Genomic DNA, 14,558 nt, shown 5'->3' with positions numbered 1-14,558 from the left:
AAGTAGACAAAACTCTTGCCCCAGCCCGTCTTCTGTACGACGAGATACCGACCAGGTTGTTCGACAATGGAGCGGATGGCCTCTTCCTGTCCCTCGCGGAACTGCGCGTCCGGAATACCGGTCCCGGTTCTCAGCAGTTCCAGCGAACGTTCATGCAAATACGTGATCACGCACTCTCCTCAGCGCTGGACTCGGAGTCCGTCTCGATGGCTCCTCTTAGAGCCCATTGCATACTGTAGCAAGATTCGATAACCGAGACAACGGGCGAGGGTGGACTTGCGCCGAGTGAGTGTCGCTCCTTATGCTATGGTTTGAGCCATCCTCGGAGCCACGAGTCCAGCACGGCGGGAACCCATCTCCTATCGCAGTTGGCCAAACCGACTGTTTCAGTGATACTGTGACTGGTAGAGGTGACCCATGATGACCGGCAGGAAGATCCTGAAAGGTGCGTTGACGCAGGTGCCCATCGAGCTCTATGAGCTGATGGTGCGGGGTGCGTCACGGCGCCCGCTGCCACCGGTCGACTTCACCAGCAGGGACCACTTTCCTCATCGGGGGGCGCGCATCGAGTGGTGGTATTTCACCAGCGTGCTGACGACAGCAAAGAGGAAGGCTCCTCTAGGACTCGAGGTGACCTTCTTCAGGGTGAGGACCCTGGTCGACAGCGTGATCGTCCATGCAGCCATCACTGACGTCGAGGGCCGGAAGTTCTCCTTCACCGGCATAGTCTTGCCCGTGCGGATCGCGTTCAATTCCGACGCCCAGACAGTGATTTCAGCGTTCGGCAACCGCGTGGGGTTCAACGAGGACACCAACAGTCTCGTCATCGACACGCGTCTGAGGGGCCTGCAGGTGAACCTCTCTTGTACTGTCCGAGGCATCATGGCACAAGGTCCAGGTGGTGTCCAGGAGATGCAGAACAGTCCGGGCGACGCCTCGTATTACTTCACCATGCCCAACCTGAGGACCGAAGGCACAATCGTCCTCCACGGAGAGACTCTTCCCGTCACCGGGCTGACGTGGCACGATCACCAATGGGGCAACTTCAACGTGGTGGGGCTCAAGTGGGACTGGTTCTCGCTTCGGTTCGACGCTGACGACTTGTACGTCATGTTGTTCGACTTCGACCGGTGGGGCACGACGTACGGATCCGGGAACGTGCAGTGTCATGGGCAAATGATGCGCGTCGACCGGTTTGAAGTGCGGGCGTCGGATACCAGTGCCGCTCGACACGGTGTCAAATACCCGATCGACTGGGAGATACGGATCTTTGAGAGCGCCGACGCATCTTCCCCCTTCATGACCGCATACGTGAAGCCAACACTCAAGGAGCAGCACGTTCCATCACTGATCACACCCGACTACTGGGAGGGCCTGTGTACCGTCCACGCCGAGATTGTGGGCCCGGTCGACCTGGACGGCACCCGTTTCCTCGACAAGAGCGTACTGGACGGATTCGCCTACGTGGAACTGACAGGGTATGAACGGTAGTTGGTGCCAAGCAATGACAGATCAGAAGACGCTTGTCAGCCGCCACGATCGGGAATTATGCTGGTGGAAGAAAGCGGGTATACTGCGCGCAACAACGTCGGATACGAGCGACGGTCGTTCCACGGAGGCATTGAGATGACAGACAAGCCGTCTACGTTGTATCTCACACCAGATCAGACTCTGAAGGTGCCATATGGGCTTCATTAGGAGATTTGTCATAGGGCTCATAGTCATTGTCATCCTTGTCATTCTGGGTCTGGGATACTTGGGTTTTGTTCCAGGGGTTTCCAAAATACTTGGTGCTGATGAGCCAAGGGACTTGGGAGTAACCTACACAGACGCAGACCTCAAGTCCATGACCTCCAAGAATCATGTGCAAAGAGTAGTTGTGGAATCAGCGCCCGACATCAAGAGCAGCTTTGTCCTCAAAGGTACCCAAGCCATTAAGAATGTCTTTACCGACACAGAGATAACTGCCCGTCTTAGTCAGGAATCTGACTGGTCGCTCAATCCCTTTACCGATGTTCAGGTAAAGATCGGGCAGGATGGCACGGTCGAGGCCTCAGGGGTAGTCAGAGTTGATAGGCTCAAAGGCTACGCCGAGGCGACCGGGATGTCTCCACAAGAGATCGAGGTCATTTCCAAGGTGATGGATAAGTACAAAGTGCCGAAAACCTCCTTTCCTGCTTACGTCAAGGGTAATTTGACCATTGAGAACAACAAACTCGACATTGACCTGTCGGAGCTGTATATTGGGAAGATTCCTGTGGCGAAGGCGCTCTATAGCCAAGCCAAGATTGTGTTTGAAGGTCTTGTTGATGAGCGATTGACGAGCGGTGGCTATGGGAGTCTGGACGTAAAGTCTCTCAGTTTCTCCAATGGGAAGATGAATTTCTCTGGCAATATTCCCAAAGTCATCACGACCGCCAGGACAGTCCTCAGCGATCAATAGTAGAGGAGAGAGAGGTCAGCCGGTGACGATTGACCCCAGTGGCGTGTCTGCTGAGTGAAGCGAGATCTGCCCCTCAATATTCCGTAGCAATCTCAATGGGCGCGTAGTGGGGCCACGAGCCAAGTCTGGAAGGTCTGGTGGAACAACTCAGATGTTCAGGTCTCTCTTCTGATAGAAGACATATGTCAAGGCGGTGAAGGCCGCAACGAGCGCAAGCGAGAGAAGAACGATACCTGTGTTGAGACCGTTGCCCGCCACCATTCTGCCCAGATCGAAGTACTTGAATGGCGAGATCACGTTGAGGAATCTCAGCTTGTCCGACATATCTGTTATTCTCGCCACGAAATACGCTGTGAACAATACTCCTGTGGCAACAGAACCGGAAGTTCGTGGATGCCTCATCCAGGCGGCTAGCACCGCACCAAGCGACAGGAAGATGAGCTGGACGACGAACATGCTCAGAGTCAACATAAGTACTTCCCCGGAGATGTCGTTGCCCTTGCTGTAGAGAGGGATCACGACGAGAAACGATACAAGAGTGACGACATTGATAACGACAACGTTGAGAAGCGCTGCAACGAGCTTGGATGTGACGATGGCAGCTCTCGAGACAGGCTTTGTCATCAGATACTCGGTTGTCTTGTCGCTCTCCTCCTTGGCGATGATGCCGGCGCCCAGCAAGGCGGCATGAATTGCGGCGACGAGCTCCACATAGATGAAGAGCAGCGCCAGGTATCCCGCCATCGTCGCCATGTCGAACGAGGCGAATCCAAACAGGGCCTTGATGGAGGTTGGCATCGTCTTCAAGAGTTCATTGATAGAGGGCCCTGTGCTGGTTGCCGTCGTGTAGGCCGTGAACTTGATCGTGCCGGTCAGGACGCAGAGGAACATACTGACGCTCCAGATGATCAGTGCTCTGCTGCTGGCTTTCAACTCTCTCAGGACCATGTTCATGATCGGACCCCCCTAATCAGCGCACAGAACGTCTCAGCTGACGGCATGGATATCCTTCCTGGCGTACACGAAGTAACAGGTGACAACTGACACGATGACGATGACAGCGCCCGTAGCGAGATAGGGTGTCTCGTACCTCGAGTTCTGGATGATGTAGGAATAGTCGAAATACCTGAAGGGAGATATGAACCGGGCCCAGTCATCCTTGCCGGCGGCGACGAGCGCCCCGATGATGTAGCATCCAAAGACGGTGCCGAGCGAGACCGGAAGCACCGATCTGAGTCTGTCAAAGAACACCGAGACGACTGCTCCGATAGCGAAGAAGATGAGCTGGACGAAGAAGAGCGTGAGGTTGATCATGAAGAACAGGCCTCCGCTGTAACTGGACTGTTTGACGATGGAGGCAATGACAGAAGCGCCGGCATAGTAGACCACATCAGTGATCAGGAACACGGTGAGCCCGGCCAGAATTTTCGCGGTGACGACAGCGGCACGTGAGACGGGCTTGACGAGGAGGAAGTCGGCGGTCCGCTCCCGTGTCTCCTTGGAGAGCATGGACATGCCGAGATTCATAGCCTGAATGCCTCCACAGAGGACGACGAACGCAATGATCATCGAGTAGAAGCCCAGAAGCGTAGTGACGCTGTCGAGCGTCACGCCCAGCACAGCTCTGATGGAAGCCGGATAGCCCGCCAGCATGTCTTTGAAGTGTGCTCCATCACTAAATATGGCGGGATACAGTGACAAGTACACAAGAGCGATCGCGATCATGGAGCACGTCCACATGATCGTCGACTTGCGCATGGACTTGAGTTCGTGAAGGTACATATTCATGCAGTTCAACCGTCCTTTGAGTAATAGTGCATGAATATCTCTTCGAGGTCCGGTTCATCGATAGACAGGTTCGACAGCTCAGTCTGAGCAAGCTTCCTGATGATGTTGTTGATGTCGCCCCTGTACAGAAAACTCGCTGTCTTGCCGCCGTTCTCGAGTTTGCTGACGCCGGGCATGTCGAAGATGGTCTTGTCCAGATCTGACTGACCTTCAACCTTGATCCGCTTGAAGTTGTTTCCCTGCAACTCGCTCATCTTCTCGAGCTTGATGATCCTTCCATCCTTGATGAGAGCCACGCGTTCGCACATCTTCTGAACCTCTCTGAGGATATGGGAAGATAAGAACACCGTAGCGCCCTTCTTGTTCTCCGAAGCTATGAGTTCAAAGAATCTCTGTTGCATGAGTGGATCGAGGCCGGCTGTAGGCTCATCGAGGATGATGAGCCTGGGTTCGTGGATGAGACCCTGGACAATGCCGACCTTCTTCTTGTTGCCGAACGAAAGATCGTCGATCCTCTTCTTCAGGTCGAGGTCCATGATCTCTGCCAGCTCGTTGATTCGCTTCGTGCAGTCCTTCTTGTAGAAACTGGCCGAATACCTGAGCAGATCGATGACCCTCATGCCGTCGTAGTAGAACACTTCGCTGGGCAGGTAACCCACGTCCTCGCGCACCTCGGGGTTTGTCGTGCAGCACTTGCCAAAGATCCTGGCACTGCCGCTTGTGGGGTAGATGAGTCCGAGGAGGGTCCGGATGGTTGTCGACTTGCCGGCCCCGTTCGGTCCTATGAAGCCGAAGATCTCCCCCTGTTCGACGGTCAGACTCACGTCGATGATGCCTCTTGCCTTGCCATAATTCTTCGTGAGATTCTTGATTTCAATGACGCTCATCAGTGTTCCCCCTGTATCATCCATGAAACGCAGCGTTCCCCAGGCGAGTGACTCTCGTTGGATCCCTCAGTTGCATGACAGACAACAAGGCACACATTGTACCCCGAAAACGTAATTCGGTGAGAGCACCAGGTCGTCGGAGAAGACTCGCTGCAGGGTCCCTGAAGAGCTCCAGCCCACGGGAGTCACGCGTCCCAAAGGCAGGCACAACTGTAGGCTCAAGGGCCGAGCAAGGGCAGGCAAGGACATGCGTTCTTCACGCGTCATGGAAAGGTTCCGTGGTAAATGTCGGACCTTCGTGGTCCCTTGACACATGATGGTATTGTCATATGATGTGACCATCATGAAACCAAATACGAAGCTCGACGAACTGACATCGTTCTACAAGCTGCTGGCGAACGAGTCACGGCTGGCCATCCTGCTTGCCCTCCGCGACGGAGAGGACAACGTCGCCGGCATCTGCGGCCAAACGGGCTTGAGTCAGACACTGGTCTCGCACCAGCTGGCAGCCCTGCACCACAGTGACGTCGTCCGCTCCCGCAAGGACGGGCGCCGCACGTTCTACGCCCTTGCAGACAAGCACATCGACATCATCGTCGGGTTCGCGCTGGACCACCTTGCCGAAAAGGAAGTGCACCATGAGTGATCACTACGACCACGAACTGCCCACAGGACGCAACCTGTTCATCTCCATCCTCATGAACGTTGTCATTACCATCTCGGAGATCGTCGGTGGTATCGTTTCCGGCTCGCTGGCGCTGCTTGCCGACGCTTTCCACAACGCCACGGACACCCTGGCCGGCGTCCTGGCATTATGGACTCTGCGGCTGGGACGGCGCGCTCACGACGAGCAGTACACATTCGGCTATCGCCGCGCCGAGATCCTGTCGGCGGGCATCAACGCCGGAGCGATGGCGGTCATTTCGTTCATCCTGTTCCGTGAGGCGTATGAACGGTTCCTGCATCCGGTGCCGATCAGAGGCGGCATCATGCTGGTCGTTGCACTGGTCGGGCTGGTGGCCAACCTTGTCTCCGTTCTCCTGCTCCACCGCTCTGCGGGCGAAAGCCTCAATGTCCGCGGCGCCTACCTGCACCTGCTGTCCGACACGCTCTCGTCAGTCGGCGTCGTCGTGGGTGGTGTCGTGGTGACGCTGTGGCACGTGACGTGGGTAGACCCGCTGGTTACGGTGCTCGTGGCTGTGTGGGTCCTGAAGGAGGCCTTCTCGGTCGTCCGTGAGGCGGGGGGCATCCTTATGGAGCGTGCGCCGATCGGACTGGAGCTGGCGCGGCTGGAAGCCGACATCTGCGCGTTGTCCCATGTCAAGGATCTGCATCATGTCCATGTCTGGCAGGTCAGCGATACCGAAACGATGTTCGAGGGGCACATCAACGTGGATGACATCTCGGTCAATGATACCGGCCCGATCCGAGAGCAGATCCAGGACTTGCTGCACACCAAATATGGCATCACCCACGCAACCCTGCAGTTTGAGTTCGAGTGCTGCCAGGGTGCCGGGCTCATCGTAAATGGCAGAGACTAGCAGAGGACGGTTCGGCCCGGCTGACGTCCGCGTGGTGCCGGTCATCCTCCAAAAGAGGGCGATACTGCCCGCCCGGTTTGTCGCCGAGGAAGTGGGGGTGCAATCAGCTATGACCCGACGATGAACGCGATGGCTTCACAATCCATCTACACAAAAGGCCAGCAACCGCTGTATTGATAAACAGAGGGCAGCGAATGCCCGCCGTGTCGGTCCTTGCTTGACAAGGCAGCGTGGTCGACTATGATTGCTGCGCACTTGGAAGCCGTACGTTGGCACTTGGCGCATCAGAAAGGAGATGATTCCATGGAGTATCAGGGAACCGTCATACGTCCGGAGGACAGTGTCCGGGCATTCTTCAACCGGGTCTATGGCTGGATGGCCGGAGGACTCGCTCTGACCGCAGCTATTGCCTGGTTCGTCGGAAGCAACCAGGCGATTCAGCAGGCTATCCTAGGCAACTCGCTTGTGTTCATACTCCTCATTGTTGCCGAGTTCGGTCTGGTTATTGGGCTCACGCGCGCCATCGCCAGGATGTCTCCGCAGACGGCGGGGATCCTGTTCCTCACATATGCGGCAGTGAATGGGCTCGTGCTGTCGTCCATTTTTATGGTGTATGCGACGGGAGATATCACGATGGCGTTTGTCGCCTCGGCAGGCATGTTTCTGGCCATGTCGCTGATTGGGTCGGCCACGCACATGGACCTGTCGAAGATTGGCAACATTGCCCTGTTCGGACTGTTCGGCATCATCGCCATGTCCATCATCAATATCTTCACGAAGAGCTCCGGTCTTGACTTCCTGATCAGTATCATCGGCATCGTCGTCTTCCTGGGGCTGACCGCCTGGGATACTCAGAAATTGCGCAGGATGGCACTTAGCCTGGACCCTACGGGCGATAACCCCATCACGATGGCCGGAGGAAACCCGCAGGCCGAGAAGGCAGCAGTCATCGGCGCTCTGAGCCTGTATCTGGACCTTGTGAACTTATTCCTGTTCGTTCTCAGGTTTTTTGGTGGTCGAAGGCGCGACTGAGTTACCGGTATGTTGTGGATGCGGCTGGACCTCTCCTGATGAGCGGCCAAGCCATTCGTTCTTCAACGGAACCTTTACAGCCTTTTAGCCGGTGATATAGTTTAATCATTATGGGCACAACACGACTGGTGAGGGTGTTCCACAGAAGAAAGGCCGTCCTTTTCGCTGTTCTGGGCGTCCTTCTCGGTGGGCTCTTCCTCTGGAGTGCAGGCGTTCACATATATGTTGTCAACGATGCGGGCAACAAGACGCGGATCGTCGCGTTCCACAGCATGTCCGTAAGCACGGTCCTGGCGAAGGTGAACACTCGTCCCCTGCGCCCGGAAGACGTGATAACACCAGATGTCGCCGCGGTCATCCCTCATGGGGAAATCGCTATCGTGCGTGCCAAGCCGGTCACACTCACCATTGATCAGACAAGCGAAACCATCTACTCGACCGTTGGGACGGTCGGAGATCTTCTGGCGGACAATGGTATCAAGCTGAACGCGGAAGACAAGGTCAGCCCGGATCCAACCGATCCCGTGCCGTACAACGAGGACGTCGTTGTCAAGCGCACGACCTACGCCTACACCACGAAGACCGAAGCCATCGCATATCAGCGTGTCTACAGGAAAAACCCGTACATGGAAGTCGGACGCAGTTACATCAGCGTCATGGGGCAGAACGGCCTCCTCAAGAAGACCATCAAGGTGACCAAGGTCGCCCAGCAGGCAGTCGGTTCAGCTGTCGTCAAGACGCAGACCATCAAGCCTGTCATCCCTGAGGTCTATGACGTCGGTACCGCTCGCCTGGACCTCAAGCCCACGCGCACCTACACCATGTCTGCCACTGCCTATTCGAACAGACGCTCCACGATCCTCGACGGCAAGGACCACCTTTATGGTTACTCGGGCTTGTGGCTTCACTACGGCACCTGTGCAGTCGACCGGCGCCTCATCCCTATGGGGACCGTGCTGTATGTCGAAGGATACGGCTATGCGGTCGCAGCGGATACGGGTTCCAGCATCAACGGAAACTGCATCGACCTTTTCTTCAACTCGTATGGCGACGCGTGCGACTGGGGCCGCCGATCGGTCAAAGTCTATGTCCTTCCCATCACGCGGAATCAGCTCTACAGCAAGCTTGGCATAAAGTAGGATAGATATCTCGTGTAACAGTGAACCCCCGGCAGCGATGCTGGGGGTTCACTGGTTTGGGGTCGCTTAAGACTCCCTTCAGGTCACGCTGAACCTGACGACGTCACCGCCCAGTGCGACCTTGTTTGCGGGTTCGTCCCGTGTGTTCAGTCTCAGTGGTCCGATCTTGGGACTAACAGGCCCGCATAGCCGGTCAGGTGGAGCGCGTAAAGTCGTAGACCGACACGTGCGGGTTCGAGAGAGCAGATCGGCGAACTTGACGCCACCCTCGCTGAGGAAGTGCAGGCAGCCCAGTCCAGCGTATCGGCGTCGTTCAACAATGAGCCGGTAGCGTAGGCAAAGGCTTCCATCGCAGCGCGATCTTGTGCTCGGCGAGCCAGTCTCGGTTCTCCTCCATGAAGCGCGTGGCATGGGGATCAGGGACTTCTCTAATAATGGGAGTCCCGATGACGACGAATTCGCAGGCACGTGCTGCCGGAGCGAATCCCGCGACCGGCGACGCGCGTGTCGGTCCTAGGACTTGGGCAAGTGCCTGGACGATGTCCCGGGTGGTACCGTAGCGTGAGACGTAGAGGATACAGGTGTGGATCATGGCATGCTCAGCAGCTGCGTTCGCGAATGAGGACTGACTCTCCGTCTTCGATGAGGACTTCTGGCAATAGCGGGCGACCGTTGTAGGTCGAACTCATGGACCATCCATACGCGCCTGTGTCGCAGATGGCAAGAAGGTCTCCCTGCTCAGGAAGCGGCAAGGGGACGTCCCGGGCGAAGCAGTCTGCGGACTCGCAGACGGGGCCGACGATGTCGCACGGGATCGATTCCGAATCCCTCCGGGTCACCGGGAGGATCGCATGATGCGCTTGGTACAGCGCGGGACGAATGAGGTCGTTCATGCCGGCGTCCACGACCACAAAGGTCCTGGCATAGCGTTTGCGGTACAGGACGCGTGTCACCAGCGTGCCTGCGTGCCCCACAATGTACCTGCCCGGTTCGAACCACAGCTTCATGCCTTTGGGGACATCACGGCGCAGGAGAGCCTGCAAGTCCTCCACGGCGAAGTCGGCGCCTTCTTCATAGCTGATGCCGAATCCTCCTCCCATGTCCAGAGTGCTCACGGGGATACCATCGCCCATCAGGGAGTCACGCAGCTCCAGTAGGCGTGCCAGAGACTTGCGATAAGGTTCGAGGCTCGTGATCTGACTGCCGATATGGCAAGAGATGGTGTCAGGAACGAGTCCTGCGTCCATGGCTTCCCTGAACGCTCCGAGGGCAAAGTCGATGGGGATGCCAAACTTGTTCTCCTGCATCCCGGTGGTAAGGTACTGATGGGTGTGTGCGTCGACGCCAGGGTTGATGCGGATGCCGACATGGGCGTCCGTTCGCAGGAGGGCAATCGCAGCCAGCTCTTCCTCGCTTTCGGCGTTGATGAAGATGCTATGGTCCAGCGCAAATGCCAGTTCTTCCTGTGTCTTTCCAACACCAGAGAAGACGATGCGGTCTGCAGGACAGCCGGCATCCAGGGCCGCCTGGATTTCGCCCCGGCTCACCGTGTCGGCGCCGAAGCCTATACTGAAGACGAGTGCAAGGAGTACGGGGTTCGCGTTGGCCTTGACGGCGTAGCGGAGTGATCCGATTGTGCCCAGGCTCTGCATCAGACGGGCGGCCTGCCTGCGGATCGAGGAGGCCGCGTAGACGTAGACAGGTGTGCCGTATTCCCTCGCGATGCTGGCGAGAGGTAAACGGTCAAGCATGAGATCCGAGCCCTGGTATAAGAGGTCGTTGTTCATCCTGGTCCTTTCTGAAACAATACCGGGCATCTGTCGTTGGACGAGACGATGGCACGCGCGTCCGGGCCGAACCCGCACCAGCCTTTTCATCATGCGCTTGTGGTTCGTCCTGTCAAGTGAGCGTCCAATCAGGTGTCGCAGTCGTCCTTGAAGCCCGTCGCCCTCCCCGTATACTGAGCGCAGCACGAATGACCGCATGGCCGTCGAACCTGCACGGAGAATATGAGACTACCCCGGAGGACCAACGATGGAATCTACGAAGTTCTGTACCGAATGTGGCAAGCCTCTGCCGCCCGAAGTGAAGCATTGCCCGAACTGTGGAGCTGACGTCATCGACCTGCATCCGACCCCGTCGGATGACGTCCAGGAGGCGGTTACGGCATCGCCGACCCAGGAACCTCTCCCTCAACCTATCAGCGCAGGGCCGTACGGCATGGCACAGACGCCTTCACCAGGCATGCCCGCCTCCCAGCCCGCGCAAGCGGCGCCCTACGGTGCATCTAGCGCGGTGCTCCAAAGCCCCAACAGCAACGCTCCTGCTCCGTATCCACAGGCGACTGCCGCTCTTGGCATTCAACGCACTCGTGGTGCCCGGTTGCCCAAGCAGCTGGGCGGCGGGATCATAGCCATCCTGGGCGGCGTCGCCATGCTGGTGGCGCAGGGCTTCTTTGTGAGCAAGGAGGGCTGGAGCTCGCTGAACCTGCTGAACGTGGGGCTGGCGCTCCTGTGCTTGGTGAGCGGGGTCGTTTCACTCGTAGTACGGGGGTGGGGGTGGGTCATCCTTGGGGTGCTCCTGAGCGGTGGCGTCTTTGCCCTCTGCGGAGTCAAACTGTACCAGGCGGTACAGTGGATTAGAACGGTGGTCCCTGCAGAGGCGACGGCCTGGACTCTGCAGAACGGCGGCATCATCTGGATAGGCGGCATGATACTGGGCATACTTGCCTTCAGCAGGGCGCTTCAGTCGCTGTCCCGGCGGTGACTGGTCTCCGGCGGACTCCTGGACGTGAAATTAGTCTGTTGCTGGCGGTGCTGATGATCATGATCGCCGTTGCTGGGACCGGGTGCCACCGTCGGTCGGAGGACACAGGTGCTATCTCAGCGAACGATGCTGTGGCTCGTGTGTCGGAGGACCCCATGGTTGGAGTATAGGTCACGGCTGTGAGGAGCCAGAGTCCGCAGAACAGGGCCGTCATCGAGGTCGATTCCGAGGATGCCGCTGTACACACCGCCACGCCTATGAGATTGTGGATGATGAGAGAGGTCAGTCACACACCGCTACCTTCGGCTAGTACGAGGTCAGCAAGAAGACGGGCACAGTCACTCGGACTATGCCGTGAAGCCAGTCGAGCCTGGACCGGTTACGGTGCGTGATGCAGGTCGCCCATGTTGGCCCCCGTGGCATAGCCTGCTACACTGAAGATGGGAAATAGATGAGACTCTACAAGTCACGCAGTTCATACACGACAGCTCCTCGCCCATCTAGGAGTGCGGATGGAACCCGCTATCATGCCAGGTCCCGATACAAGGTTGCGCCCTTGGCCAAACCGGAACAGGCACGGTCCGGCTGGCGCGACTCGGGGGAACTGGCGAAGGCGAAGCGCGGCCTGCCGGTCTTCCTGACATTCTGCGTTGTCCTGGGGATGGTTCTGCCCATTTTCTTCGGACAAGTCAAGCGCGTCATGACGCCAGCAGGCGAGACTATTGTCCATATCCAGGCGACCCGGAAGGGGACGGCATGGTCGGGACGCCTCGCCTTCCGATTGAATGGAGCGCAGCAGTGGACTGCCTCAATGGTCCCCTACGAAGTCATCGTGCGCCCAGGTGTGTACACCCTGACCGTGACCGGCGGGGGACCTCCTGATGCCAGACTGGTCAGCGTTGCACCGGTGGGTTCCCAGCTGGGTCGCGCCGGGGAGACGATCACATTCACGGCGGAGTTTGGCGCTCCATAAATCTCGGTTTGCAGTTCCACTCCCAGCCTCCCCTGATTGCGCTGCAACTGACCGGTTGTTTGTGGCTGTCATTCTCGCGGACGCGCGGAAATCTATTTCTGGCAGCAGCGCCAGAAGACCGCCTTCGCGGGCAAGACGAGAAGAGAATCATCGAGCAGAACAGCTTTACAGAGGCTCGGTCGGCTTTGTCCGGGGGTCTGCCGCGCCCCATGGGCATCATCGAGATCTTGGCTCACTGGCAGATGCATGGCATACAGGAGACCTGCACGGCTCACCCGCGTACACTCACGATCTTAGGGTTTTCCTGAGGAGCTGTACCATCGCGGGTATCCGTGTCCAGGGTCTCCCCCTTCACAAGATGGGGCGTACGGAATCCCGAACGGAGTCGTACTAGAGGTGGCAGCATCCATGGGTGCCGCACTCCGGGGGTGACCCCGTAACAGAGGAGACCACATGAGGAAATCATTAGGGAAGGTTGTCCTGGCGGTCGTCATCGCCGGACTCCTTACAGGCGGTATCGCCATAGCGTCAGCAGCGACCAAGGTACGGACCGTGACGACGCCACAGGGAACCAGTGTCGATGTCATTTCGGTGACAGGCATGGTGACGGAGGTTTCGACCCCGAGCACTGCTGATTCCGGCAAGGGTTTCATGGGCATGTTCCGCCGTGGACCTGAGGGCTATGCGAAGATCAAGGACAGTGCTGACGGGACGGTCTACAGGCTCGAACTCGGCCGCGAGGAGGCCGCGGGTATCACGATGAAGGTTGGTGACACCGTCACTGTCGAAGGGACGTCTGAAACGCGAAACAGTGTCAACGAACTGCAGATCTGGACGTTCACCGGCGCGGACGGCAAGACCGTCACTCTGCGCAAGGCCGACGGGACACCCGACATCGAGACGGTGAGCGTCGCGGGAACGGTCACTGAAGTCAACGTGCCGACGACGACCCCCTCGACTGGCGACACGACGAAATCAGCTCCAACGGCAATGGCGACGATCAAGGTCAAACAGGCCGACGGTACCATCGTGACAGCGGTCATCGGATATGATGTAAGCACCATCACCGTGAAGGTCGGTGATGCGGTCAAGATCGAAGGTTTCAAGACCCCGATGGACGCGAATACGATTATGGCTACCTCGTTTACTGGTGCAGACGGCAAAGCAGTTACCCTTCGTGGCCTGGATGGCATGGGTGGTGGCCGGGGCATACGGGGTGAGAACGTGAGCGTTTCGGGTATGGTGACTGAAGTCACGCAGGCGACCACGACGACCCCTTCGACTGGCGACACGACGAAATCAGCTCCAACGGCAATGACGACGATCAAGGTCAAACAGGCCGACGGTACCATCGTGACAGTGGTCCTCGGACATGATGCAAGCACCATCACCGTGAAGGTCGGTGATGTGGTCAAGATCGAAGGTTTCAAGACGTCGACTGACGCGACCACCATTATGGCTACTTCGTTCACAGGTGCCGATGGCAAGACCGTGACTCTTGGTGGCAAAGGATTCGGAGGTTGCGGTATGCGCGGCGGCCGAGCTGACGGGCAGGGTATCGGTCGTGGGGTCGGTGGCGGCATGAAGGGTCCAGGATCTGCCTCGGGCTCCACTACACCGTCCAACACGTAGCACGCTCTTCCTCTCAGGACGTAAATCGACCCCCGCTTCGGCGGGGGTCGAACATACATAGATGGGGAAATCCCTCGCGTTCCTTTCCGTCGTTCCCGTGAAGGCGGGAACCCATGTCCCTGAGAAAGGACTGATGGCCGTCTGCCCGGGCATGACGAATCAGCGAGCTGTCATCAGCCGACCGGGATGTGACAACGGGGGTTGTGCCACATCGGGACACAAATGGGGTATAATGACGAAGCACAGGAGGCAGAGGGGTCCTGCCGGGTTCGAGGTGGAGAAATCGCTGCAGAGGGGGTTCACGTGTCAAACAAGTTCAACATGAACGTCGGTGGTAAGTCGTTCGACGTCGAGATT

The 14,558-nt window shown here is 57.7% G+C and carries 15 protein-coding genes; 9 read left to right on the top strand and 6 right to left on the bottom strand.

The features are described from left to right. On the bottom strand, positions 1–167 hold a 167-nt coding region (locus SMC7_RS07620; protein ID WP_165845138.1), incomplete at its 3' end, for an ATP-dependent DNA helicase RecQ. A gap of 250 nt (positions 168–417) precedes the next feature. On the opposite strand from SMC7_RS07620, the gene SMC7_RS04470 reads away from it, so the two are divergent. Together SMC7_RS04470 and SMC7_RS04465 are read left to right on the top strand one after the other, a co-directional pair. Next, positions 418–1,491 (top strand): lipocalin-like domain-containing protein, encoded by a 1,074-nt coding sequence (locus tag SMC7_RS04470; protein ID WP_119089150.1) that lies wholly within the window; start codon positions 418–420, stop codon positions 1,489–1,491. A gap of 193 nt (positions 1,492–1,684) precedes the next feature. Beyond that, on the top strand, positions 1,685–2,443 hold the full coding sequence (locus SMC7_RS04465) for a hypothetical protein (RefSeq protein ID WP_119089149.1): 759 nt from the start codon (positions 1,685–1,687) through the stop codon (positions 2,441–2,443). A 147-nt stretch (positions 2,444–2,590) separates the two neighbouring features. Here SMC7_RS04465 and SMC7_RS04460 read toward each other — a convergent pair whose 3' ends face one another. The 3 genes from SMC7_RS04460 to SMC7_RS04450 are packed head-to-tail and all read right to left on the bottom strand — an operon-like array spanning position 2,591 to position 5,118. Beyond that, on the bottom strand, positions 2,591–3,397 hold the full coding sequence (locus SMC7_RS04460; RefSeq protein WP_119089148.1) for an ABC transporter permease subunit: 807 nt from the start codon (positions 3,395–3,397) through the stop codon (positions 2,591–2,593). A gap of 33 nt (positions 3,398–3,430) precedes the next feature. Next, positions 3,431–4,231, bottom strand: a complete 801-nt coding sequence (locus SMC7_RS04455; RefSeq protein ID WP_119089147.1) for an ABC transporter permease subunit — start codon at positions 4,229–4,231, stop codon at positions 3,431–3,433. A gap of 5 nt (positions 4,232–4,236) precedes the next feature. Then, a complete protein-coding gene (locus SMC7_RS04450) occupies positions 4,237–5,118 on the bottom strand; it encodes an ABC transporter ATP-binding protein (RefSeq protein ID WP_119089146.1) in 882 nt (293 codons plus the stop codon). A 343-nt stretch (positions 5,119–5,461) separates the two neighbouring features. Between SMC7_RS04450 and SMC7_RS04445 the strand changes: the two genes are divergently transcribed. The 4 genes from SMC7_RS04445 to SMC7_RS04430 all read left to right on the top strand — a co-directional run bounded on the left by SMC7_RS04445 (position 5,462) and on the right by SMC7_RS04430 (position 8,830). Beyond that, positions 5,462–5,764 (top strand): ArsR/SmtB family transcription factor, encoded by a 303-nt coding sequence (locus SMC7_RS04445; RefSeq protein WP_165845137.1) that lies wholly within the window; start codon positions 5,462–5,464, stop codon positions 5,762–5,764. Further along, a complete protein-coding gene (locus tag SMC7_RS04440; RefSeq protein ID WP_119089144.1) occupies positions 5,757–6,659 on the top strand; it encodes a cation diffusion facilitator family transporter in 903 nt (300 codons plus the stop codon). The genes SMC7_RS04445 and SMC7_RS04440 overlap by 8 nt, the downstream gene beginning before the upstream one ends. A gap of 303 nt (positions 6,660–6,962) precedes the next feature. Continuing rightward, positions 6,963–7,691 (top strand): Bax inhibitor-1/YccA family protein, encoded by a 729-nt coding sequence (locus SMC7_RS04435; protein WP_119089143.1) that lies wholly within the window; start codon positions 6,963–6,965, stop codon positions 7,689–7,691. A gap of 134 nt (positions 7,692–7,825) precedes the next feature. After that, entirely contained in the window at positions 7,826–8,830 is a 1,005-nt protein-coding gene (locus SMC7_RS04430) for a 3D domain-containing protein (RefSeq protein WP_165845136.1), read from the top strand. Positions 8,831–9,143: 313 nt separating this feature from the next. Here SMC7_RS04430 and SMC7_RS04425 read toward each other — a convergent pair whose 3' ends face one another. Beyond that, positions 9,144–9,422, bottom strand: coding sequence for a flavodoxin domain-containing protein (locus tag SMC7_RS04425; RefSeq protein ID WP_119089141.1), 279 nt, complete (start codon positions 9,420–9,422; stop codon positions 9,144–9,146). Between the two features lie 7 nt (positions 9,423–9,429). Next, a complete protein-coding gene (gene lysA, locus SMC7_RS04420) occupies positions 9,430–10,617 on the bottom strand; it encodes a diaminopimelate decarboxylase (RefSeq protein ID WP_207798712.1) in 1,188 nt (395 codons plus the stop codon). Between the two features lie 247 nt (positions 10,618–10,864). On the opposite strand from lysA, the gene SMC7_RS04415 reads away from it, so the two are divergent. The 3 genes from SMC7_RS04415 (at position 10,865) to SMC7_RS04400 (ending at position 14,201) form a co-directional block, all read left to right on the top strand. Next, positions 10,865–11,596, top strand: coding sequence for a zinc ribbon domain-containing protein (locus tag SMC7_RS04415; RefSeq protein ID WP_119089139.1), 732 nt, complete (start codon positions 10,865–10,867; stop codon positions 11,594–11,596). Positions 11,597–12,152: 556 nt separating this feature from the next. Then, complete coding sequence (locus SMC7_RS04410) at positions 12,153–12,569, top strand: hypothetical protein (RefSeq protein WP_126850724.1); 417 nt, start codon at positions 12,153–12,155, stop codon at positions 12,567–12,569. Positions 12,570–13,022: 453 nt separating this feature from the next. After that, positions 13,023–14,201, top strand: coding sequence for a hypothetical protein (locus SMC7_RS04400; protein ID WP_119089136.1), 1,179 nt, complete (start codon positions 13,023–13,025; stop codon positions 14,199–14,201). The last annotated feature ends 357 nt before the right edge of the window (positions 14,202–14,558 follow it).

It is taken from the genome of Candidatus Cryosericum terrychapinii, assembly GCF_003570925.1.
In the GTDB taxonomy this organism is placed as follows: Bacteria; Caldisericota; Caldisericia; order Cryosericales; family Cryosericaceae; genus Cryosericum; species Cryosericum terrychapinii.
The sequence above is the reverse complement of the archived record's forward strand: the minus strand, read 5'-3'. Positions and strand labels throughout refer to the sequence as shown.

What these genes read in the sequence shown, in the direction of transcription:
- SMC7_RS04415 (WP_119089139.1), top strand. Translation starts at nt 10,865, where the DNA reads ATGGAATCTACGAAGTTCTGTACCGAATGTGGCAAGCCTCTGCCGCCC.
- SMC7_RS04425 (WP_119089141.1), bottom strand. Translation starts at nt 9,422, where the DNA reads ATGATCCACACCTGTATCCTCTACGTCTCACGCTACGGTACCACCCGG.
- SMC7_RS04440 (WP_119089144.1), top strand. Translation starts at nt 5,757, where the DNA reads ATGAGTGATCACTACGACCACGAACTGCCCACAGGACGCAACCTGTTC.
- SMC7_RS04465 (WP_119089149.1), top strand. Translation starts at nt 1,685, where the DNA reads ATGGGCTTCATTAGGAGATTTGTCATAGGGCTCATAGTCATTGTCATC.
- SMC7_RS04445 (WP_165845137.1), top strand. Translation starts at nt 5,462, where the DNA reads ATGAAACCAAATACGAAGCTCGACGAACTGACATCGTTCTACAAGCTG.
- SMC7_RS04460 (WP_119089148.1), bottom strand. Translation starts at nt 3,397, where the DNA reads ATGAACATGGTCCTGAGAGAGTTGAAAGCCAGCAGCAGAGCACTGATC.
- SMC7_RS04455 (WP_119089147.1), bottom strand. Translation starts at nt 4,231, where the DNA reads ATGAATATGTACCTTCACGAACTCAAGTCCATGCGCAAGTCGACGATC.
- SMC7_RS04400 (WP_119089136.1), top strand. Translation starts at nt 13,023, where the DNA reads ATGAGGAAATCATTAGGGAAGGTTGTCCTGGCGGTCGTCATCGCCGGA.
- lysA (WP_207798712.1), bottom strand. Translation starts at nt 10,617, where the DNA reads ATGAACAACGACCTCTTATACCAGGGCTCGGATCTCATGCTTGACCGT.
- SMC7_RS04470 (WP_119089150.1), top strand. Translation starts at nt 418, where the DNA reads ATGATGACCGGCAGGAAGATCCTGAAAGGTGCGTTGACGCAGGTGCCC.
- SMC7_RS04450 (WP_119089146.1), bottom strand. Translation starts at nt 5,118, where the DNA reads ATGAGCGTCATTGAAATCAAGAATCTCACGAAGAATTATGGCAAGGCA.
- SMC7_RS04435 (WP_119089143.1), top strand. Translation starts at nt 6,963, where the DNA reads ATGGAGTATCAGGGAACCGTCATACGTCCGGAGGACAGTGTCCGGGCA.